Raw genomic sequence first — 21868 nt, 5'->3', positions numbered from 1 at the left:
TTCTTCAATGATGGAAGCAATCAACGACGAGCTAATTCCTTGGAGACTCGTAAAGCGTTGGGAGTGTGTAAGGTGCGGGTGGTGTTGCAAGAATTTAGATGTTCCCGTGACAGTGTACGATGAAGAGAGGCTTAAGAAGTACGGAGACGTTTTCTGGTACGGTAAGATAGGAGTTTACCTTAAAAAGGTAAATGGAGCTTGCATATTCTACGACGGAATCTGCAAAATCTATCCTGAGAGACCGAGAGCTTGCATCTTCTATCCATTTTACTTCCTTAAAAAGGGTGAAGAGATTGCAAAATTCGGTAAGTATTACGTTTACGTCGATAGGAATTGCAGAGGAATTGGCAGAGGTAGAAGGATTGAAGATGTTTTGAAGGAGCTTGTAAGGATTAAAGAGCAAAAAATCACACCCATCCCTTTTTCTTAAAGTAGATTAGCATCATTAGTGCTACTACGCTCATCACGGTTAGAACAGCGTAATATCCGTACTTCCATTCAAGTTCGGGCATATATCTGAAATTCATTCCGTAAACACCTGTGATGAATGTTATTGGAATAAATATCGTTGATATAATTGTCAGAAGCTTCATAATCTCATTCAATCTGTTGCTGAGATTAGACAGATAAAGTTCCCTTAAACTCATGGCAAGGTCTCTAAGATACTCAGAGGTTTCTATGATTCTGATCGCGTGATCGTGTACATCTCTAAAGTAAATTCGATTATCCGCATCAACAAGCTTATGATCGTATCTGGCTAAGAAAGAAAGTACATCTCTTACGGGATATATTGCCATTTTAAATCTGTTTAACTCCCTTTTAAGTTCATGCAACTTTCCCGATGTTTCCATTGTAAATCTCGAAAATATCTCGTCCTCAAGTCCATCTATTGATTCTGAAAATTCGAGCAGGATCTTAAAGTAGCTGTCCACAACTGCATCGAGAATAGTGTACATGAGATAATCTGCACCCCCTCTTCCGCCAGCAATCACCCTCTTCAATACTGCATCTATAAAGTCGTAGTCTCTTTCTCTAAACGTTATCAGCACATCTTCCTTCAAAATAAGGCTTAGCTGATCAACTTCGAGCCCGTTATCGAACGTAAAAACCTTGATAACGACAAATACGTAGTCTTCATAATCTTCAAGTTTAACTCTCTGAGACGTGTTCAGTACATCTTCTATTACAAGTGGGTGAATCGAGTAAGCTTCTCCAATCTTCTTCACGACTTCTACCCCGTGTAAGCCAATTATGTCGAGCCAAATGATGCCTTTTGAATGAACAGGTAACTCCTCTGGCTTTACTTCCAAAACTTCAACGTTCTCTGCATTGTAAGTTATGGCTCTCACGACTGTCTCATCAACTTTCTTCTTACCAATGAAGATTGGGGTGGCTGGAGGGACAGCAATCTTCTTACCAATTTCGTTTGGTATTACCATGATATATTTTTATGTGGTTAAAGAAAAGTTTTTCCCTTCCATTAGCGTAAACTTCGAAAATTGAACGAACAGGGCCCAAATCGGAACATGTCGCCTTAGATCTTACAGTTTCAGCATAGACCTTCACGGATACTATTTGCGGATCCATCTTTGTGGAATTTGATGTTCTGCAAATGAATGAGATGCTCGTAGCTTACTTCTCTCTCTTCAAAGCATCATCAAGCTCCTCAAGAGGTCCGTATTTCGACAGATCCTTGGACTTGAGACCTTCTACCTCTCTGGATGTTTCTTCTTCCTCAAATGTAAGCATAGACTCAATGATGTACCTGATCAATCTTTCAAGACGTTCGACGTCTTCCCTAAGCTTTCTAATTTCCTCCAAAATGTCAGAAAGTGTAACATCTTCTTGCATAAACAAACATTTGAATTTGAAAGTTGAAAAAAGTTTTCATCTTTCAACTCACTTTTTTATAGAATGGTTGCTAAGAATAATAGACTCTCTAGCGCTATTTGTGGTTACAGTTAGGGCTCCAGATGGAGGGGGATGATGCCCAAACCAAGGATAATCTGGGCTGACGAGCCCCGCATCTACATGAAAAAACTGAAGAAGAGGGGCCCGGACCGAGCATAATTCCACAAGTTAAATGCCCGTTAATATACTTTTCGAGATGATATTCTTCACTAAGTGGATGTCGCTAAATATTACAGTTTTGGAAGAATTTTTTTCAGCTAAAATCCGACCTACCCCCACACGAAAAGGCTAAACTCCTCGACGAAGACATACATCCGCCTTGGGACGAGAAACTACGACGAGCCTCCGTAGAAATGATAAACGAGATTATCATAACGGAATATTCGTAAATCGAGGAAGGGCTAAAAGCTTTAGGGGAAGGCTAAACAGTACTTTAAGTTAATAGTCATCTACTGGTAGGAGAAGGATCGGTAAAACACAATTAATCTTGGAAGTTGTGAAAAACAGAGAACACGTTTACTATTTGGCAATCGAGGGAGACAATCTTAAACACTTCAAGCGTTTTGCTTCGAAAGTCGTTCCAGAAGTAGCGCACGCTCAAGAAGATTGGGAGTCGTATTTCCACTTCCTTAAAGATAAAATCGTTATAATCGACGAGTTCCCCAATCTCATAAAAGAAGACCCGAAAATAGTTTCCACTTTTCAGCGCATAGTAGACATAGAGCTTAAGAACACGAAGACCAAGCTCGTTCTTCTCGGTTCTTCGATTTCTATGATGAGTGACAAAGTTCTGAGCTACAAAAGCCCGCTATTCGGTAGAAGGACGGCGTCCATGAAGCTAAAACCATTAAAGTTCTTCCACTTGAGGGATTTCTTTCCAAACCTAAGTTGGGAAGAAATCGTCGAGATTTACGGTTTTACCGACGGAATACCCTATTACCTCGAAAAGGTTAAACTACCGTTCTGGAAGTGGCTCGAAGAGGAGTTTAAAAAACCTGACACCTTCCTAAAAGACGAGCTCGACTTCCTCATGAAGTACGAGTTCAGCGATGTAACCATGTATAAGAAAATCCTCGAAGCAATAGCCTTCGGAAAAAATACACTCAAAGAAATTCGCGATTATATTAAAGTGAAACACTCCGACCTAACTCCCTACCTGAGCAATCTAATCGAAACGGAATTCGTCGTTAGGAAAGTGCCCGTAACTGAAGGAGTAAGGTCGAAAAAGGGTAGGTATTATATCTCCGATAACTTCGTAGCCTTCTGGTTCCGTTACGTAAATCCAAACCTTTCCGCTATCGAGGAAGGTATTTTTGACATTGACGAAATAAGAAAAGATTACTCCAATTACCTCGGCTCTGTGTTTGAGAAAGTCGCAAAGCAGTTTTTAATTGAGCTAAACAAACGTAAGATGCTACCCTTCCGATTTTCAAAAATAGGTCCGTGGTGGCATAAGCAAGAAGAAATTGATCTCGTAGCACTAAACGAGAGGGAGAAGAAAGCTTTGTTCGTCGAAGTTAAGTGGAGCGCGTTGAGAGAAAAAGATGTCGATAAACTTCTGAGAAGTTTAGAACGGAAGGCCGAGAAAGTTGGATTAGACGATTTCATGAAGTTCTACGGCATCGTTGCTAGGAGAGTGGAGGGTAAGGACGATTTGATATGGGATTTGAGGGACTTCTCTAAACTTGGTCTATCCACCTAAAACGTGTGTCGCTGGTGAATTGACATCCTCTCCGCACTAAAAGTAGTTCCGAAAATTGGCAATTAGGTTAACTTAAATAGGGTTGGGAATTTTTATTTTATTTTGAAATTTTCTCTGAATTTTTATCTGGTTGCCAAACGTTCTACTTTCGGAACTACTGTGAAAAGCGGGGCTTTCTTAGCGACGTTTTGTAATGCGTGTATTTCACAAAATTCCTAACGAGAAACGTTTTACCCACTTTTCTCCTGCCGTATAGTCGCCCTTATCTTTCTTTATAACATCGTGCACTTCAATTCTCGGAATCACTATGTCTACAATTACAGTTCCGACTTAGATACTTAAATATTGTCTATTTAATAATTATAGTTAATAATTATAGTTTAACTTGACAACTTCACCGAAAGTTTGATGGATGTATGTTTTACCTGCTGAAATTATTCCTTTAACAAGGAGCTTTATCAGCGTAAAATCTATCTGCTTTCGAAGTCTTCTACAATCTCTTTAGATTTTATCAATCCTTAAATACTATAAATACTATTCTAGCTACCTCAATTAAATCATAAAAAGGACAGTATCTTTACTTTTGGTGATGTGATAAGGTGATAAATCGGTAACTATTATATAGCTGTTACTGTATTAAATAACCCTCATAAATGAGAATATCTATAGTCGGTTCAGGATATGTAGGGATTGTGACGGGTATTGGTTTTGCGGAACTCGGACATGATGTTATATTCGTGGATGTTGATGAAAATAAAGTCAATTTAATCAACTCCGGAAAACCACCGATATATGAAAAGGGCTTGAAGGAACTCATGCAGAAGAACAAGGGGCGATATCACGCTACAACTGATTATGATGAAGCTGTAAATAAATCGGAGATAACCTTTATCTGCGTAGGAACTCCGTCAAAGGAAGATGGATCGATCGATTTAAGGTATGTGGAATCCGCATCGAAAGGGGTTGGAGAAGCGCTTGCGAATAAAGACGATTTTCACGTAGTGGTTGTTAAGAGCACGGTTATTCCCGGGACTACTGAGGGAGTTGTTAAACCCCTAATCGAGAAAGAATCTGGTAAAAAGGCGTTCAAAGATTTTGGTTTAGCAATGAATCCAGAATTTTTGAGGGAGGGAAATGCGGTTGAAGACTTCTTTAACCCCGATAGGATAGTGATCGGTGTAAAGGATGAGAAGACTAAATCGGTTTTAGATGAGTTGTACAAGCAATTTAGATGTCCCAAACTTTTCACAGATATAAAGACAGCTGAGATGATAAAGTATGCTTCAAACGCCTTCCTTGCAACTAAAATCTCATTTGCCAACGAAATCGGGAATATATGTAAGAAGTTGGGAATCGACGTTTACAAAGTATTTGAAGGTGTTGGATTGGATCACAGAATAAATCCAGCATTCTTCAGGGCTGGAATTGGCTTCGGTGGAAGTTGTTTTCCAAAGGACGTTAAAGCTTTGATTAGAAAAGCTGAAGAATTGGGTGAAGATCCGAAGATACTGAAAGCGGTAATTGAAGTTAACGAAAAGCAACCGCTAAAAATGATAGAATTGTTGAAAAAGCATATTCCTAATTTAGCTAATAGAAAAATTGGTGTGCTTGGCTTAGCATTTAAGCCAGATACTGACGATGTAAGGGAAAGTAGGGCAATACCGATAGTTGAAGCTTTGCTAAGAGAAGAAGCTAAGATTATCGCATACGATCCCAAAGCGATGAATAATTTCGCAAAGATATTTCCGCAAATTGAGTATGCTAAATCCAGTCAGGAAGTAATTGACAAATCTGACGCAGTTTTAATAGTTACCGAATGGAGAGAGTTTGAGGAATTGGATTACAGCGGTAAGATAGTGATAGACGGTAGGAGAATTGAGAAGGCTATGAGAGAGGCTAAAATTTATGAAGGGGTGTGCTGGTAACAATCAGGGGAATTTTTATATTCTGGGAAGTGGGAGATATTCTGGTGATTAAATTGAGTCTGGAAGTGTCGGCAAGAATCGGAAAGAAGTATGCTCTTTATCTTCCAAAAAGCGTGGTGGATTTGCTCAAAGTTAGGGAAGGAGACAAGGTAAAGATTTCAGTTGAAGGAAAGAAAATGATTGTTGAAATCATAAGGGATCCGATCGACCTCGCTTTACATGGGAAAAAGTTTGCCAAGATATCTGCTGAGGAAGTTGAAAGGATAAGTTTAGAGGAGCAGAGCAAGTATGAAGGTTCTTCTTGACACTTCTTTGCTTTTACCAACCCTTGGAATTGAAGTCGAGAGAGCTGATAAAATCTTGAAAAGGTTGAGAGATCACGAATTGTATTATTCAGACTTCAGCATCTTAGAGTGCCTTTGGGTTGTTAATTCGCTTAAAAAGAAGGGTAAGTTCGATTACGATTCTTTCGAATCCGGAATTAAAAGTATACTTGAATGCTATGCTAAAGCTGATATCAACGCTGAGATCGTTTTGAAAGCTTTCGAAATACACGAGATGGGACATAAAGACATTATAGATTGCCTGCTATACTCGACAGCTCTTCACAACAACATGAAATTCGCAAGCCTCGATAACGAGTTAAAAAAGTTTGTAAGAAATAATAATTTAGAATATATATTCTTCAAGTGAGGTGAGAAAAATGAAAGTCAGAAAAGCGGTTATTCCCGCAGCAGGCTATGGAACGAGAATGTTACCCATTACTAAAGCTCAGCCTAAGGAAATGGTTCCAGTTGTTCATAAACCAGTTATTCAGTATGTTGTTGAGGAAGCATATTACTCGGGTATAAGGGAGATTTTAATTATAACTGGTAAGCACAAGAGAGCGATAGAAGATCACTTCGATAGAAGCGATCTACCTAAGAAAGACAAATACACGGAAGAGCTGGACAAAATCTTGGATGAAGTGGACATATTCTTCGTAAGGCAGAGAGAGCAAAAAGGATTGGGTGATGCAGTCAGGTATGCTGAAGCTTTCGTTGATGACGAGCCTTTCGCTTTGTTATTGGGAGATAACATTACGATTCCACCGTGTACAAAAATGTTGATAGATATCTTTGAAAAGTATGGATCGCCAGTGATCGCTGTTGAGAGAGTTCCAAGGAAGAGGATCCCGCTCCATGGAATTATAAAGGGTTTCGAGGTTGGAGAGGGAATTTACAAGATAGAAGATATGGTTGAGAAACCTAGAATTGAAGAAGCCCCATCAGATCTTGCCGTTCTCGGAAGATACATCCTGACTCCTGAAATTTTCGACTACCTGAAGAATCTAAAGCCCGGATATGGTGGAGAGATTCAGCTCACAGACGCTTTGAGAGATATGGCTAGAGAAAAGGACGTCTACGGTGTACTTTACAAGGGAAAGAGGTACGATATCGGGAATAAGCTCGCATGGCTTAAGGCGAATGTTGAGTTAGCTTTTAATGATGAAGAGCTTGGAGCAGAGCTCAAAAATTTTGTGAAGAAGCTTGTAGCTCAAGAATAGAAACATTTTTAAGAGTATTTAGGGAGATTTACTCGGAATTATGAAACTTGTCGTAATGATTCCAGCTTATAACGAAGAAGAATCAATTGGCAAAGTCATTAGAGAGATACCGAGAGAAATTGATGGCATAGAAGACATCGAAGTCGTTGTAATAAACGACGGATCTACCGATAACACTGAAAAGGTCGCAATAGAGAGTGGAGCTCATCACGTCATTACTCACAAGAGAAACCTTGGACTAGCAAGAGCGTTTAAAACCGGTCTCGATTACGCTCTTAAGCTTGGAGCAGACGTAATAGTAAACATTGATGCGGACGGGCAGTACAATGCTAAAGAAATTCCGAAACTCATAAGCCCAATACTGGAAGGCGAAGCTGACATAGTAATAGGAGACAGACAAATTGACAAGCTTGACCACATGCCAAAAGCAAAGAAGATAGGAAATAAGATCGCAACTTGGGTAACCGCAAAACTTGCGGGTATTGACGTTCGCGATGCTCAGAGTGGTTTTAGAGCTTTTTCGCGGAAAGCTGCAATGATGATGAATGTACTGGGAGACTACACTTACGTTCAAGAAACAATAATTCAAGCGGCGAACAAGGGTTTAAAGATTGAATGGATACCGATAAAGTTCCGCAAAAGGGAAGGGAAGTCAAGGCTAATCCCAAACATCTGGAGTTACGCAAAAAGAGCTGGAATGACTATACTGAGGACTTACAGAGATTACCACCCGCTGTCAGTCTTTTTAGGAATTGGAGGAATTTTGTTACTCGTGGGCCTAATCTTCGCTTTGAGAGTACTTATTCACTATATCCAAACCGGAATGGTAACTCCGTACCTACCAAGTGCCGTGCTTGCAGTGATGTTAATTGTTGTTGGATCGATCACAATAGTTTTTGGATTAGTTGCAGACATGCTTAAGATGCAAAGACTCATGCTTGAGGAAGTCTTGTACAGATTAAAGGAGATGGAAGAAGCTGAAACTCGAAGCAAAAGCAGGCAAAAGTAAATTTCGGAAAGTGGTAGGACATGAAAACTTCGTTAAAGCTGATCCTAACGATTGCATTCTTCATAGCGATCTTTACGAGAATAGATTTTGGAGAACTCGTAGATGTGGTCTGCAAAATAAACCTAGCTTACCTATTTATGGCAGTTTTGTGTGTCCCTATGCTTTATGCAACAAGGACCTTTAAATGGAAGCTCCTACTAAACTCGGTAGGCATTGAAAGACCCTTTGGTAGACTTTACAAGGTTTTGCTCATTGGCGTTTTCTACGGGTTGATGACTCCCGGAAAAGTTGGAGAACTTGCAAGAATCTATCATATAAATGACGACTTCGGCAGGAGTTTATCAACTGTGGTGGTGGAGAAGCTGACAGATATGGCAACTCTTGTTTTCCTCAGCCTGCTGGTTATTATCTTGTTTCTGGATAGTTCAATTTTGCTGATGGTGGCCGGAGGAGTAACGGCTACCTTTACTCTTGTGACAGTCTTAGCCATGAATCGCAAAGCAATTGCATTCTTTTCAAATTTCTTGGGAACTAGCATCGGGGGATACATCGATGCCTTGGAAAACTTGAAAGGTAAACCTCTTTTGAAAGCTCTAATCGTTTCATTCATATATTACTTAGTGTCATTCGTTATTGCTTATTTCGTCCTGCTTGCATTAGATGCAAATGTTTACGCCGTAATAACTCTACCATTGATAATTCTTTTCGGAAACATTCCGATTACGATTTCTGGACTCGGTTTAAGGGAGTCTGTTGCTGGTATATGCTTCGTTCTACTAGGCGAGAGTGCTACTAGTGGTGTATCTTTTTCGCTCCTCCTATTCTCAATCATCACACTGATTCCTGGGATAGTTGGATGGGTTTTAACGCTATTTGAGAAGAGATCAGAAAAATTTTAAGTTCACCGAAAATTTTAATGGATGTATGGGAAAAACCTGTAACGGCGGCAATCTTTACAATAAATATGAGAGTAAGAATCCGCTTGTTAAATTGCTAATGAGGAAGTTCTTCACCGATTTTGAGAGTATTGTTGATCCCATAAAGAACGAAGTGGATAAGGCTTTGGACATCGGATGCGGAGAGGGTTACGTGACAAAATACATCCACGATATGGGAATAAATGTAGAGGGGGCTGATGTGTCGGAAGACGTTATAGAGTTAGCGAAGATTAGATATCCAGAGATAAAGTTTACAGTGAAATCGATTTACGAGCTGAGCAAACACAAAGAGATTTACGACATAGTGTTTGCGATCGAGGTTCTGGAGCACTTAGATTTCCCCAGAAAAGCTGTCGAAGAACTTAAGAAGGTTTCAAGAAAGTATATTTTTATCAGCGTTCCAAATGAACCGTTTTTCAGACTAGCAAACGTCTTAAGGCTGAAATATTTAAGAAATCTCGGCAACACACCAGGACATGTCAATCACTGGACAATCTGGAGCTTCAGAAGATTTCTTGAAAGCTGTAAACTCGAAATCATTAAATTCAAGGTGTCAATTCTGTGGTTAATGGCGTTGTGTAAAGTATGTAGGTAGCTCGTTGCAGAGTTGCAGGTGGAGGAAATGAAAGACGTTAATTCGGAGAAAGTTGTCGCTCATGAATCAATTTCTGTCAAGAGTCCTGTAAAATCTGCGAAAGAAAAATTATTGGTCTTGGTAATTATTTCCCTCTGTGGGTTGTATCTTTTCCTTGCAACTTTCCCGAAGCATGGTGATTTTTGGATTATGAGCTACACAGCAAAATGCTTTGCAGAAGGGCATTATGACTTTTATAACTATATTACTATATTTTAGAGATAGAAAAAATCAAGAAGTTACGTAGCTTATCCTCCCTTGTTTTACATAGTTTTACATAATCCAAGGGGCTTGGTTCAAATTTTTATCCTTATTGTCACTCATTAATTTGGACGAATATAAAGGAATAACGTATCCCGCCCTCCTTCCCTTTGGTCTGTTTTTACACTTAATTTTTCTATTTCTTGCAGTTTATCTTACCTACAAAAATGTGAGAAACAAATTTCTCACCCTTCTTTGGTTCGGGACACCATCTTTTGTTAGTCTAGAAGTTATGGGGCAAATTGACATATTTCCTGCTACATCTCTTTTAATCTCTATTATTTTAGCAATAAAGGCACACTCTTTGAATGATAGAAAGCTTTGGATCTTGAGTTTTGTTTTTATGGGGACTCTCGATGTGTTTTAAGCCGTACACAGCCATGTTGGTGCCAATTTACCTCATATTTCTAACATCAAAAACAAGACCACATCTACTGGCTTTCTCCATGGCAATATTGAGCATTCTAGTCTTGACCTTGGTCTTTTTGGCACCTTGGATTCCCTACTGGAGCCATTTTAATGAAATAGTCTTAGGGAAGTATGTTATAGCTTCAGAATCTACATGGTTGCTTAAAATGCAGATAGTTTCTCCAGTAAAGCAACAGTTCACAATTTCTATATGGTTGTTTGGATATCTGGCATTAATATACTATTCTCTTAAGGACTACCATAACTTTAGAGATGATCTTTTCCTTTTCTTTGTTTTCGCTACGATTTCATGGTTTTTTGCAACTTCCTACACTCACCCCCCAGTGGCATATCATTCTTCTGCCCCCGCTAATTCTTCTCATAGATAGAGTTTGGAATCTAAAAATGCTCTTTTTCTGTGTAGTTCACCAAATAGCACCAAATAGTGTTTCTATTTTTCTCTATAAGATATTCCACTTGGAAAATACTCAATTTTTACATTCCAGCGATCCCTATAAAAGGAGATCTTTCAATAATTGTTTGCACCATTCTATCTTTTGTCCTCATCTTTTGGTGCGTAGAAGCATGAAGGGAGGGCTATTTTCGAACCTAAAAGTTTTTAACTAGGCCAGATTCTTCTTATGCGAAACTACGTAATCTGCTCAGCTTTCTTCACAACTTTACTAGCCCTGTTCAGTTGAACTACCACAGATAACAAGTGTCTCAACCTTATCGATCTCCGTCAATTTTTCTGGATATTTGATATTTATTATTATATTCTTTATATTCTTATGGCTTTTCTCTCTATTAAAAGCAGGAATCATTACAACGAGTCTCATTATGTTTACATCTTAACTTTCGATCTACTATGACTAAGGCCAAAAGGATTATCAATGTAATGAATGATGTAATAGCTCCTACTTTGAAAGTGAGAGGGTCATACCGAAACTCAACTATCGATTTGCCAGCATCTACATGTACGGCCGATAACATTTCTAGGTAGGGGATTACCGTTGTTCGCTCACCGTTAACATCCACTTGCCAACCAGGCCACACTCTAATAGGCACTACTAGTAGTCCCGACTTGTTTGTTTCTATGCAATACTTAATATAATTAGTACTATATTGAATGATCTTGATTGTGGCATTGCTAATTATTTCGTCATCGTTATCAATGAGGTAAGCTCCCGGTGGGCAATCTCTGTTCTCGAAAATAAATACATCCCCTGTTAGAGTATAGACATCCCAATGCTTTGCTATTCCATCAGGAATTCCTATGACTCTAAAAGCAATATCACCACCAAGTGGCTTCCCGTTGACAGTGAGATGACCATCTTCATAAGCATCAGTTTTCCTAAGCGTCCAAACTGTAACTGGATCCGTATTGTTCTTTAATGCTCTAAGTTGTATGTGGTACGAACCAGGCGTAAGCTTAATTGGCTGTTTGAGTCTAACATTAATCCACTTATTGTCTTTTATTTCATTAGAGTTTATTAAAATCGATAATATTTTCGTGCTAATATTGTGTTTATCCTTGTAAACTTCAAGAACTACATCAGTATTGACCGTTTCCTTTCCATATGTTGCCATTAGAATTGAGAATCCAAACAATGTAAAGTTCTCTTTAATTTTAAATGTCTGCCCAATAATATTTGGTGGTATTGGTGGTGCGGGTTTATCGTTCTGAGTTTGTGAGATAGGTAGACGCGATGTCAGAATATACCTTATGAATAGTTTATCTATGTATTTAGAATCATTAATCTCAATTTTTTCAAATGTGAATATGGTTGCTGTAGGCGTCCTCCAAGCTTTCCGTACTATGTGTGAAAGTATCTCTTTCTCTTCAGCACGGAAGTACCCATGAGCAAACGGCTCCGGTACGCCGTAGGCTGTCAAGGTTCCTGATATTAAGTAGGCATCAGTTGTAGCTATGACTTGTTGTCCAGGGATTAAGGATTCTTTGACGTACTTTATCGTCGGTGCAATTGGGTAGAAAGTTTCAGCAGGGACTACCGCATTTTGCGATCTTCCGACAGTTGATAAGTCAAAGTAATGTATAACTACTAGAACTGCAATAGCAATTAACAATAGTGCCATGCCTATATTTTCTCTGATAAGATTTTTCGCTAAATCCCTTACAGATACTATTAATAGTTCCATACCTACTGCACTAACTATTGCCAGTCCCAAATCGGCGAACACTATTGCTCTATGGGACGGATTGTTGTTAAATGGTGGTATGGCATATAGGAGACTACTAACAGGTTTAATGTTAAACGCTACTACTAAAGTGATCACAAAAATTAAAAGCCAAAATATCGGCGATACACCCCTAAACAGAATATGCCTATTCTTCTTCAAGAGACATAAAATCACGAAGAAGGATAAAATTATAACCACCTTCCCGACGTATCCCGTCTTCTCAACTCTAGGCACTAAATGGTCACCAATTTTAAAATAGTATTTTATATTCCAAAAAATATCTATATCCCTCAAGCTTAAAGCTGAACCCGCATGCCTCCAAGAAGTATCCACCACATGCATCCATTCTACGAATGGAAAAATGAACACCGAAGCTAAAAGTATACCCAGGATTATCCCTGAAGAAACCTTCAGTAAAATTAATGATAGATTCCTACTTATATTTTTCCTATTAATAAAAATAATCCAAGCAATGTATAACACCAACAAATATAACCCTAATGCAGTTATAAATGGAAAGTATCCGAAAATTAACATGGAAGTTGTTAGTGCTAATGCAACAATCCAGCTAAGTCTTCGAGTTTCGACAACCTTTCTCCCTGTCCATAATACCCAAGGTATCCAAGCACTTGTTGAAACTTGAGGCCACATTAACCATGATGCATTAAAGCCGCACATCATATATGTAATACCTGCAAAGAACGAGGGAAGAATTCCAAGATCTTCCCGGCACAACTTATATACACCAAACCCAGCAACCACTAATTTGGCAATTAAACCAAGAGTAAATCCTATTCCACCACCAAATAATAAAAAGATCACAAAACTCGGTTCGATTGCGTAGAAAACTGGTACACCATAATTTCGAAGTGGATTCCAGAGTGGGATATTACCTTTTAAAATTTCCTCCCTGATAAATATCCACTGAGGTAAAAGCCAATCTAATATATCTGATCTCTCAGGGTTATAAAGAGGTAACGATAGGCCTGATTCTCTATAGCCTGGATACCGTAAAAGAAGATCCATAGGAGCTACGATTTCTCCAGAAAGAATATTAGCGCCTAGATAGATATATGCCAGAACGATAAACGCTAGTAAGAAAACAATATCTTCATATTTCATTAGTTTTTCGAATATCTCTACCTTTACCTTAGATGTCATCTATACCACCTACACCCTAATCGAAAAATCTTCCTTCTCCCTCGTCAAATTAGGATTGTAGTATGGATCGTTGTCCAGTATGTGTCCCCACTTTTCTCTCATATACCTTACCTCCCTCAGAAATCTCGCCTGCTTTTCTGGCGTATCTTCGTATCCCCTCGAAAGCGATTCGTAGTGATACAGCACAGCGTATGGAGTGTAAACGATTAAATAACCTTTTTCCCTTAGCTTTAAACAGTAATCAACGTCATTGAACGCTATTGGCAAATTGACTTCATCAAAACCGCCCACTTCTTCGAATAAGGATTTTTTGGTGAGCATGCACGCTGCGGTAACAGCTGAAAGGTTTTGAACAACATTTATTCTACCCACATAACCATGAGAATTAGCTGGATAATGTCTATGGGAGTGTCCAGCAACTCTATGAACACCCAAACCCAGAATAACGCCAGCATGCTGAATTGTATTGTTAGGATACAACAACTTGGCACCGACAGCGCCAACTTCTTTCCTTTGAGCATGCTCAAGCATAGCGGAAAGCCATTCCGAGGTTATGACTTCGGTATCGTTGTTCAGAAACAGAATAAACTCAGAATCGACCTTTGAAACTGCATAGTTGTTTATCGCCGAGAAGTTGAACGGCTTATTGTATTCCAAGATTCTTATCTTCGGATGATCTTTAATAGTTTCGTAGTATTCAAACGTCTTCTCTTCTTGGCTGTTGTTGTCAACGATAACGATCTCGTAGTTCTGATAGGTGGTCTTATTCAGAATGGACTCAACACACCTCTTCAATACTTCAACCTTATCTTTGGTGGGAATTATTATCGAAACTTTCGGATTTCCATTTATCTTGTACTTGATCCTGTAGCTACCGAGCCATAAGCCGTCGTAGACACCTTCTATTTCAATTCCTCTTCTCTTCATCGCATCTGCTAAAGCCTTTTTAGCCGCTTTATAGGCATACATTTTAGCTTCTGGTCTGGATGCACATGAAGTTTCAATTGCTCTCCAATGGTATAGTATCTTTGGTATATGGGCAATCTTATCCGTATGCTCCAAAACCCTCAAAAACAGATCGTAATCCTGACTACCGTCGTATCCGAGTCTAAAACCTCCAACCTTATCAACAAGAGATTTTCTTATTACCGTTATGTGAATTAGGTAATTACAAGATAAAAACATATCTGGACTGTAGTCAGGTTTGAAGAACGGATCTCTCCTTCTACCTTTTTCATCGATTTTATCTTCATCGGAGTATATAAAGTCCAAGTCGGGCTTTTCGTTTAGCAGTTTAACGACCTCATACAAAGCAAACGGTGCCAGTTCGTCGTCGTGATCTAAAAACGCCACGAATTCGCCGGTAGCCAATTTCAAAGCTTCGTTCGAATTTCCCGCAATACCTAAGTTCTTGGGCAAGAACTTTACTTTAATTCTCTTGTCTTTCTTAGCGTATTCCTCCAAAATTTTTCTAACGTGAGGCTTAGTCGATCCCCCATCTGCAATACAGAGCTCCCAGTTATCGTAAACTTGGTTTAAGACAGATTCGATCGCTTTCCTTAACCACCTTTCATCTGTATTCCAAGTAGGCATTATTATGCTGATTTTAGGTCTATACTTGAATTTCTTACATTCTTCAGCCATTCTTTTTAGATCTTCCTCCTTTGGTTCATTCTTTAGAATCCATAGCTCGTAATCGTCTCTCACTTTTATGTCGTGATACACTTGAATGTTTATACTGCCATCTATCTTTTTACCATCGTAAAACAACTCAACTTCGCCAAAGCTTGTGTGTCTGTTAAACCAAACTGCTGAAGACGGCTTACCTAAAGATCTAAGTCTCAATGTTACAAGCTTTCCTTCACAGTTTTCTATGGGCTTGAACTTAAACGATGTATAGTCGTTATCGAGAATTTTCCAACCTTTAACGATAACTCTTCTCTCAAGCTTTCCGTCCACTTCAACTAAAAGCTCTAAATCCTTATTTCTTCTTTGATACGTTGCCGTCAAGATTTTAATTTCGTTGAGTCTATCAGCTTTAGCCCTAAATTTTATCACAAGCTCCTTATCAAGCTTCAACGGTTCGTGAGTTCCCGAATGTAACATATTTGTCTCAAGAAGTGGTTTCACAATTTTATGTTTTAAAGCTAATCTCTTACGGATGTATTCGCTAGCTCTGTTTAAGAAGACTAAAAAGCCTTCATTCGCGATTGTTCTCAATCCAATTATTCCTAAATCGTAATAAAATCTCCTTCTTGTTCCTAACGGTAAAAGTTTGTCTATAAATCTTTGATACTTGGCTAAAGCTTTAAATATTAAACTTTGCTGAATTTCATGTAGATGTTTTTCTACAGTTGCTAATCTGTTCTTTAAAGCTTCATTTTCAGCCTCAAGTTTTGCTATTAAATTATTCTTGTCTGCTACCTTTTCCTCTAATCTTTTAATTATCTCTTGCAAGCGCTTAATTTCATTCTTAGTCTCAAATAATTTGTTCTTTAAATTTATATTTTCTTGAATTTTATCCTTTAAATCGATTTTTAATTTCTCTATTTCGTTATTCAAATCTTGTATTAGGGCAGATTTCTTGTCTAAATCTCGTAGTAATCTTTGCAACTCATTTTTAAGGGATTCAACTTCAACCGTTTTCTGATTCAACAAGGCTTCAAGGTTTTTTATATGTTCATCTTTATCTCGAATTGTCTGTGCTATTGCATTAGATATCAGTTCTAATAATCTCTGATACTTGTTTATATTTAAGTATGACTTCCCAAAATCAACTTTTGGAACTTTTTTACCAATTATATATATCTTCCTATATGTTGGCGGTAGAAAATCTCCAAGTTCCAAGAAGTTTTCGTTATAGTATCTATATACTTCCGCAACTCTTTCTGGAGTTATACCGAAGATATAAGCTGAAAATATAAATAACTGCATTAGTAGCCAATTATTTATATTGTTTGTTTGGATCTTAGTAAAATTTAGACCCTTACTCTTTACAAATTCTTCAATATCTCTTTCCCTTGGCAAACCATTCTCAATGTGCTCCTTAAGCCATCGATGATCATTACCAAAGAATCTCTTAAAAAATTCATTAGCTCTAACTTCGGCATCTTCAACCTCCTTTGAATAAAACGGAGCGGCAAGTATAACCAAATCTTTACTAACTTCAATCATATTCTCTAAGACTTTTATTCTATCATTAGGTGGTATGTGTTCGAGTAACTCGGAAGAAACAACAACATCAAAAGATTTTGGTTTAAAAGGTAGAGCTCTCGCATCTCCTACGATGTACTCTTTTGTGTCTGGTTTAGGATCTACATCGAGAACTATAAGATCAAATTTTGATTCATTGAGAAAATCCCTAAGCCGTCCATTTTTACCACCAACATCGAGTATACGAATTTTAGCGTTACTACTTTTGTAGTAATTATTTATTACGTTTACAATTATGTAATTGCGTGTATAAAGATCAAATGGTAAATTCTTTATCTCTTTGCAGGTCATTAAATATCACCATCACTACTGTACTGTTTCATGTAGGTACCTACGATATCTTTGGATTCCCCAATAGCCTTTACAACTCCATTCTCAAGTAACATAGCCCTATCACATATATCCGCTATCATTTCAGGACTATGACTGACAACAACTATTGTAGTTCCATTTTCGTTCAACTCTTTAATCTTTTCAATACACTTCCTCTGAAAGTTGATATCACCCACAGCCAAAACTTCATCTATCAACAGTATCTCCGGTTCTGTGGCTATAGCTGTCGCAAACGCCAATCTAGCATACATACCCGAGGAAAAATTCTTAAGCTTCATATTTTTAAACCTTTCCAGCTCGGCAAATCTGAATATCTCATCACACTTCTTTTTAACCTCTTCCTTTTTCAATCCCATAATAACTCCGTAAACGTAAACGTTCTCCTTAGCCGTTAATTCTGGATTAAAGCCAACACCAAGCTCAAGTATAGGTGTGACTTTACCTCTAACTTCAACCTTTCCGCTATCTGGATACAGAACTCCTGCAATTATCTTCAGTAAAGTTGATTTTCCCGAACCGTTTGGACCCATGATTCCAAAAATCTCTCCTTTTTTGACGTTGAATGTTACGTCTTTCAAAGCCCAAAACTCGACAAAATCCCTTTTACCCCTTATAAATGCGACGATCTCTTCAAACAACGTGTATCTTTTCTCTATGGGAAGCTTAAATTTTTTAGATACTCTTTCGACTTTGATCATCACAACACCTCTCCGAACTTTCTCTGTAGCCTCCTGAAGAATATGTGCCCGCTTGTGAAAACGAGGAGTGATGATATCAGAACATATACGAAATCGTTGATCGAAAATGTGTTGTATATCATAACATCCCTATAAAGTTCGATAAATCTCGTCAGCGGATTAAGCATATAAATGTTCACATACTCCTTTGGAATTACTCTAATTGGATACACTATAGGGCTTGCAAAGAACAGTATGTTGGTTATTACTTCCCAAATCTGATTTAAATCCCGAAAGTAGACTGTAATAGCAGATAAATATAGATTAACGCCATATACAAAAATCAGATACACGATATGTATGACGGGGAGCAGTAGAATGTACATACCTATCTCGCCTCCAAATATCGATATTATTGGTATTAAAATTAAGAGTTCTATGAATGAACTAAAAAAATAGGTTAGAGTAGTAACCAACGGAAGAATCTCCCTACTCAAATTCGTTTTTGTGACAAAATTAGCCTTACTTATTATTGAATACATACCCACTGATGTAGCTACGGAAAAAAATCTAAAAACGAATACACCTACTAGGACATACAAAGCGAAGTTTTCGACGAATCTGAAAACATTTCTGAAAACAAAGTAAAGTACAACTGCTAACAGGAAGGGAGCCAGCAAGCTCCAACCGATTCCAAGCACAGTCCCTCGATATCTCAGCTTAAACTCGTACTTTGTCAATGTTATTATCACATCTCTCTGCCTTAGATAGCCAAACATTTTTCAACACCTTCCAGCCGAAGCCATCGATGTATTCCTCAAATCGTTCAAATCTTTTACCCCTCCGAACTATCTCCCTCTTTTTAAAGACTTCTCCAAGCTCCTTTATTGCATCGATCTTAGATTTAATTACCGTAAATTTACCGTTGAGACAGAAGTATATAACGGATGTCAAGTTTCTGAGCAAGAAAAACGGCAATTCTTTAATTAAAATTCTCCTTGGTGCATTCTTCAAAACACTCCAAACCCAGTTTCTGCTGTTGTAATAAACGGAAAAATCTGACAAGAATCCCGTAGAAGCTGAATGAACATGATATGCTATCGCTGTGGGAACATATCTTATCTTCCATCCTCGCAAAATAGCTCTCAAGCTTAAATCGACATCCTCGTTGTACATGAAGTAATCTTCATCGAAAAAGCCAATATCTTCAAACAGCTTTCTCCTGTATAAAGCCGCTGCAGCGCATGCTCCAGCTACGTAGCAAGATTCATCGTATTGCCCTAAATCCCTTTCAAAAAACCCCCTTTCCATTACAGCCAACCCTCTATATATAGCATGCCCAGTGGAGTTTATCAAACCGTTCAAGAAATAGATCCTGGAGGCAAAAATTCCCGCCCTCAAATCGCTTCTAGCAGATTTTACCATCTCTTCAAGCCATCTGCTATCCAAAAATACATCGTTGTTGACGAGAGCAATCAAGCCACTTTCGATCAATTCCAGCGCCTGATTGACTGCTTTGGCAAATCCGACATTCTCATCATTCCTGATAACCTCAACCTTAGAGCTTCTGTCCGCAATATTCCTTATTATTTGAATCGATCCGTCTGTCGAGGCGTTGTCCACAACGAGAATCCTGAACTTTTTACATGTTTGAGATAGTATGGACTCTATGCATTTTTCAATATATTTTTCTCCGTTGTAGTTAACGACGACGAACGTCGTTCTCATACTTTCCCCTTACACCCAAAATCCCGTCCTTCAAACCTTCCAGATAATATCTAATCTTCTCCTTCTCCTTGAGCTTCAGAAAATAATACAGTATCCTGAGAGGTTCCGTGATCAGTGCATAGAAGAACATTCTAAATCCGGCCTTTCTCGCCACGATGAGCCAGTTCCTCGCTATATAGTAGAGATACTCCCTGCTGAACAATCCGATAGTTTTTGACACCTTGTGATAAGCACATGACCTGCAAACGAGAAACTTGTAACCCCTCTTTTTCGCCCTTATACACCAGTCCGTCTCCTCGTGCATCATGAAGAGCGATTCGTCGAAGAGTCCCACATCCTTCAGAGCCGAAACCCTAATCAGCATCGCACAGCCAACCAAACCGAATGGCGGCTCGAGAGTCCCGACCTCGCACCTCTTATTCTTCAGGTACAGTTTCGGATATCCCAAGAATAGCTGAGTGCCCGCAGACCACACAACGTCATCTCCGTAATACTTCACAACTGGTTGACATGCCGCAATCCTGTCATCCCTTTCCATCTCTTGAATCATCTTCTCCAGAGTATCTCTTTCAAGAACGACATCGTTGTTTACGAGGAAGATGTAGTCTGATCGATCGATAACTTTCCTGATCCCAGCGTTGCAACCGGCAGCATATCCCAAGTTCTCGTTGAGCCTAAGAACCTCAATCTGGGGAAAAGCAATCTTTAGTTTTTCAACTATGCCAACATCCGATCCGTTATCAACGAGCAAAATCCTGCAAGGATAGCTCTGATTGAGTAATGATTCTATGCACTCCGCCGTGTCTTCAAAGTTCTCGTAGTTTACCACTATCGCGTAGACTGTCTTCATTTGTGCGGAGGATAAAACCAGTCCCAAGGTTTGTTGCAGCGGGGATCGTCCTCTCTGCCGTTGATCCTCTTAGGAACTATCGTGGGATCGTTCCAAGGCCTTCTTACCTCGTCAGGATTCTTGTAATCGTAGAGTCTGTTGACGAAGTAAACGAGCATAGCCGGTTCGACTCCCAAAGCTTTAAAACCGTGCCAGTAGTGTCCAGGAATCCTAACTATCTGCGGATTATCCCCAGTAGATATTATTTCGGCCAATTCCTGAGTTTTATCGTCGTAAGCACAGATCTTGATAGCACCTTTTATGCAGACGAAGTAATCTACCTGCCCCCTTTCGTGCTTGTGCCAAGCCCTGACAATTCCTGGATATGTAATCGATAGATTTGCCTGAACTATCTCATCTTCGAATATCTCCCAGTCCTTGCGCATTATCTCTGTGAAAAATCCCCTCTCATCCGCAAACCTCTTCAATGGCTTGATAACTATACCGGGAAGCATTAGTTCACCTCCATCTCGCCCTTCAAAACCTTCAAAGCTTTCTTCAAATCGTAGGGCTTTTCATTCAAATATCTTGCAGCTTTCGAAACGTCGAGGGATGAATCTCTCGGCCTCTTTGCAATCCAGTTCATCTCATCCATCTTCGAAGGAACTATAAGGCTTTCATCCAACCCAAACTCTCTGGCAATCTCCTTAGCAAATTCGAACCTAGAAACTCTCGTGATTCCAGCTAAATGAAAAACTTCCTTAAGCCCTCTTTCAGCAATTTCCAGCAGCATCTTCGCCAGATTTGTATTTAGAGTGGGAGTAATGAACTGATCCGTGATTATCTTAACGCATTCCCCCTTCTCAAGCTTGTTGATCAGCCACAAGGCGAAGTTAGCCTTTCCGCTTGCCGGTCTCGCCCCATAAATAACGCAAGTCCTTGCAATGCAAAAGTCCTGACAATATTTTTCGCCTAAAAGCTTCGTGTAGCCGTAATAGTTGATGGGATTTGTTTCATCCTCTTCTTTGTACATCCCTCTTTCCCCGTCAAAAACGTAGTCCGTTGAGATGTAAACCAAAAAGGCTCCAAGCTTTCTCGCCATTTCAGCAACGATCTTAGTCCCTTCGACGTTTATCTTATATGCTAATTCTTTCTCAGTTTCGCATCTATCTACATCCGTAAGTGCTGCAGAATGGATGATCACATCCGGCCTAACATCATCAATAACTTTTACAATACTGTTCGGATCAGCCAAATCGAACTTAACCGGCTCCCCAAATTCGGGTTTGTGACTGTTGTATCCCGAATAAACATTGTATCCCCTTTCCAAAGCTATTTCAGCTACCTTACTCCCCAACAATCCGCTTCCACCGGTGATGAATACCTTCATA

At 39.0% G+C, this 21868-nt stretch carries 19 protein-coding genes and 1 pseudogene; 10 read left to right on the top strand and 10 right to left on the bottom strand.

What is annotated here, in order from left to right:
• Positions 1–7 precede the first annotated feature (7 nt).
• Complete coding sequence (locus ARCPR_RS06120) at positions 8–430, top strand: YkgJ family cysteine cluster protein (protein WP_012940611.1); 423 nt, start codon at positions 8–10, stop codon at positions 428–430.
• Here ARCPR_RS06120 and corA read toward each other — a convergent pair.
• The gene (gene corA, locus ARCPR_RS06115) at positions 408–1439 is read right to left on the bottom strand and encodes a magnesium/cobalt transporter CorA (RefSeq protein WP_012940610.1); all 1032 of its coding nucleotides are present in this window, start codon (positions 1437–1439) and stop codon (positions 408–410) included. The genes ARCPR_RS06120 and corA overlap by 23 nt on opposite strands.
• Before the next feature lie 193 nt (positions 1440–1632).
• Positions 1633–1851 carry a hypothetical protein gene (locus ARCPR_RS06110; protein WP_012940608.1) on the bottom strand — a complete coding sequence of 73 codons (219 nt, stop codon included), beginning with the start codon at positions 1849–1851 and terminating at the stop codon, positions 1633–1635.
• Between the two features lie 492 nt (positions 1852–2343).
• Between ARCPR_RS06110 and ARCPR_RS10210 the strand changes: the two are divergent.
• The 9 genes and pseudogenes from ARCPR_RS10210 to ARCPR_RS06065 all read left to right on the top strand — a co-directional run.
• Positions 2344–3613: pseudogene (locus ARCPR_RS10210) on the top strand (ATP-binding protein); the annotation flags it as partial.
• A 653-nt stretch (positions 3614–4266) separates the two neighbouring features.
• Complete coding sequence (locus ARCPR_RS06100; RefSeq protein WP_012940606.1) at positions 4267–5538, top strand: UDP-glucose dehydrogenase family protein; 1272 nt, start codon at positions 4267–4269, stop codon at positions 5536–5538.
• Positions 5529–5843, top strand: a complete 315-nt coding sequence (locus tag ARCPR_RS06095) for an AbrB/MazE/SpoVT family DNA-binding domain-containing protein (RefSeq protein ID WP_012940605.1) — start codon at positions 5529–5531, stop codon at positions 5841–5843. The genes ARCPR_RS06100 and ARCPR_RS06095 overlap by 10 nt, the downstream gene beginning before the upstream one ends.
• Positions 5827–6231, top strand: a complete 405-nt coding sequence (locus ARCPR_RS06090; protein WP_012940604.1) for a PIN domain-containing protein — start codon at positions 5827–5829, stop codon at positions 6229–6231. Before ARCPR_RS06095 ends, ARCPR_RS06090 begins: the two co-directional genes overlap by 17 nt.
• Positions 6232–6241: 10 nt before the next feature.
• Complete coding sequence (gene galU / locus ARCPR_RS06085) at positions 6242–7084, top strand: UTP--glucose-1-phosphate uridylyltransferase GalU (protein ID WP_012940603.1); 843 nt, start codon at positions 6242–6244, stop codon at positions 7082–7084.
• A 40-nt stretch (positions 7085–7124) separates the two neighbouring features.
• Positions 7125–8093 carry a glycosyltransferase family 2 protein gene (locus tag ARCPR_RS06080; RefSeq protein WP_012940602.1) on the top strand — a complete coding sequence of 323 codons (969 nt, stop codon included), beginning with the start codon at positions 7125–7127 and terminating at the stop codon, positions 8091–8093.
• A 20-nt stretch (positions 8094–8113) separates the two neighbouring features.
• Entirely contained in the window at positions 8114–8992 is an 879-nt protein-coding gene (locus ARCPR_RS06075) for a lysylphosphatidylglycerol synthase transmembrane domain-containing protein (RefSeq protein WP_012940601.1), read from the top strand.
• A gap of 25 nt (positions 8993–9017) precedes the next feature.
• Positions 9018–9626 carry a class I SAM-dependent methyltransferase gene (locus ARCPR_RS06070; protein WP_012940600.1) on the top strand — a complete coding sequence of 203 codons (609 nt, stop codon included), beginning with the start codon at positions 9018–9020 and terminating at the stop codon, positions 9624–9626.
• Between the two features lie 27 nt (positions 9627–9653).
• Positions 9654–9884 (top strand): hypothetical protein, encoded by a 231-nt coding sequence (locus ARCPR_RS06065; protein WP_012940599.1) that lies wholly within the window; start codon positions 9654–9656, stop codon positions 9882–9884.
• 1257 nt (positions 9885–11141) lie between these two features.
• Here the strand turns inward: ARCPR_RS06065 and ARCPR_RS06050 are convergent.
• Genes ARCPR_RS06050 through rfbD form a run of 8 tightly spaced genes read right to left on the bottom strand, consistent with a single transcriptional unit; the run spans position 11142 to position 21867 of the window.
• Entirely contained in the window at positions 11142–13697 is a 2556-nt protein-coding gene (locus ARCPR_RS06050) for a YfhO family protein (RefSeq protein WP_012940596.1), read from the bottom strand.
• 9 nt (positions 13698–13706) lie between these two features.
• Entirely contained in the window at positions 13707–17201 is a 3495-nt protein-coding gene (locus ARCPR_RS09390) for a glycosyltransferase (protein WP_012940595.1), read from the bottom strand.
• On the bottom strand, positions 17201–17941 hold the full coding sequence (locus ARCPR_RS06040; RefSeq protein ID WP_012940594.1) for an ABC transporter ATP-binding protein: 741 nt from the start codon (positions 17939–17941) through the stop codon (positions 17201–17203). The genes ARCPR_RS09390 and ARCPR_RS06040 overlap by 1 nt, the downstream gene beginning before the upstream one ends.
• Positions 17941–18699 carry an ABC transporter permease gene (locus ARCPR_RS06035; RefSeq protein WP_012940593.1) on the bottom strand — a complete coding sequence of 253 codons (759 nt, stop codon included), beginning with the start codon at positions 18697–18699 and terminating at the stop codon, positions 17941–17943. Before ARCPR_RS06035 ends, ARCPR_RS06040 begins: the two co-directional genes overlap by 1 nt.
• Entirely contained in the window at positions 18641–19648 is a 1008-nt protein-coding gene (locus ARCPR_RS06030; protein ID WP_012940592.1) for a glycosyltransferase family 2 protein, read from the bottom strand. Before ARCPR_RS06030 ends, ARCPR_RS06035 begins: the two co-directional genes overlap by 59 nt.
• Positions 19623–20498 carry a glycosyltransferase family 2 protein gene (locus tag ARCPR_RS06025; RefSeq protein ID WP_012940591.1) on the bottom strand — a complete coding sequence of 292 codons (876 nt, stop codon included), beginning with the start codon at positions 20496–20498 and terminating at the stop codon, positions 19623–19625. Before ARCPR_RS06025 ends, ARCPR_RS06030 begins: the two co-directional genes overlap by 26 nt.
• Entirely contained in the window at positions 20495–20992 is a 498-nt protein-coding gene (locus ARCPR_RS06020) for a dTDP-4-dehydrorhamnose 3,5-epimerase family protein (protein WP_012940590.1), read from the bottom strand. Before ARCPR_RS06020 ends, ARCPR_RS06025 begins: the two co-directional genes overlap by 4 nt.
• Positions 20992–21867: a dTDP-4-dehydrorhamnose reductase gene (rfbD, locus tag ARCPR_RS06015; RefSeq protein WP_012940589.1), complete on the bottom strand. Its 876-nt coding sequence runs from the start codon at positions 21865–21867 to the stop codon at positions 20992–20994. Before rfbD ends, ARCPR_RS06020 begins: the two co-directional genes overlap by 1 nt.
• Position 21868: the final 1 nt, after the last annotated feature.

Origin of the sequence: Archaeoglobus profundus DSM 5631 (assembly GCF_000025285.1) — an archaeon.
Classification (GTDB): domain Archaea; phylum Halobacteriota; class Archaeoglobi; order Archaeoglobales; family Archaeoglobaceae; genus Archaeoglobus_B; species Archaeoglobus_B profundus.
The sequence above is the reverse complement of the archived record's forward strand: the minus strand, read 5'-3'. Positions and strand labels throughout refer to the sequence as shown.

Excerpts from the sequence above, each read along its gene's own strand:
- ARCPR_RS06120 (WP_012940611.1), top strand. The coding sequence starts at position 8 with ATGATGGAAGCAATCAACGACGAGCTAATTCCTTGGAGACTCGTAAAG.
- corA (WP_012940610.1), bottom strand. The coding sequence starts at position 1,439 with ATGGTAATACCAAACGAAATTGGTAAGAAGATTGCTGTCCCTCCAGCC.
- ARCPR_RS06110 (WP_012940608.1), bottom strand. The coding sequence starts at position 1,851 with ATGCAAGAAGATGTTACACTTTCTGACATTTTGGAGGAAATTAGAAAG.
- ARCPR_RS06100 (WP_012940606.1), top strand. The coding sequence starts at position 4,267 with ATGAGAATATCTATAGTCGGTTCAGGATATGTAGGGATTGTGACGGGT.
- ARCPR_RS06090 (WP_012940604.1), top strand. The coding sequence starts at position 5,827 with ATGAAGGTTCTTCTTGACACTTCTTTGCTTTTACCAACCCTTGGAATT.
- galU (WP_012940603.1), top strand. The coding sequence starts at position 6,242 with ATGAAAGTCAGAAAAGCGGTTATTCCCGCAGCAGGCTATGGAACGAGA.
- ARCPR_RS06080 (WP_012940602.1), top strand. The coding sequence starts at position 7,125 with ATGAAACTTGTCGTAATGATTCCAGCTTATAACGAAGAAGAATCAATT.
- ARCPR_RS06075 (WP_012940601.1), top strand. The coding sequence starts at position 8,114 with ATGAAAACTTCGTTAAAGCTGATCCTAACGATTGCATTCTTCATAGCG.
- ARCPR_RS06070 (WP_012940600.1), top strand. The coding sequence starts at position 9,018 with ATGGGAAAAACCTGTAACGGCGGCAATCTTTACAATAAATATGAGAGT.
- ARCPR_RS06065 (WP_012940599.1), top strand. The coding sequence starts at position 9,654 with ATGAAAGACGTTAATTCGGAGAAAGTTGTCGCTCATGAATCAATTTCT.
- ARCPR_RS06050 (WP_012940596.1), bottom strand. The coding sequence starts at position 13,697 with ATGACATCTAAGGTAAAGGTAGAGATATTCGAAAAACTAATGAAATAT.
- ARCPR_RS09390 (WP_012940595.1), bottom strand. The coding sequence starts at position 17,201 with ATGACCTGCAAAGAGATAAAGAATTTACCATTTGATCTTTATACACGC.
- ARCPR_RS06040 (WP_012940594.1), bottom strand. The coding sequence starts at position 17,941 with ATGATCAAAGTCGAAAGAGTATCTAAAAAATTTAAGCTTCCCATAGAG.
- ARCPR_RS06035 (WP_012940593.1), bottom strand. The coding sequence starts at position 18,699 with ATGTTTGGCTATCTAAGGCAGAGAGATGTGATAATAACATTGACAAAG.
- ARCPR_RS06030 (WP_012940592.1), bottom strand. The coding sequence starts at position 19,648 with ATGAGAACGACGTTCGTCGTCGTTAACTACAACGGAGAAAAATATATT.
- ARCPR_RS06025 (WP_012940591.1), bottom strand. The coding sequence starts at position 20,498 with ATGAAGACAGTCTACGCGATAGTGGTAAACTACGAGAACTTTGAAGAC.
- ARCPR_RS06020 (WP_012940590.1), bottom strand. The coding sequence starts at position 20,992 with ATGCTTCCCGGTATAGTTATCAAGCCATTGAAGAGGTTTGCGGATGAG.
- rfbD (WP_012940589.1), bottom strand. The coding sequence starts at position 21,867 with ATGAAGGTATTCATCACCGGTGGAAGCGGATTGTTGGGGAGTAAGGTA.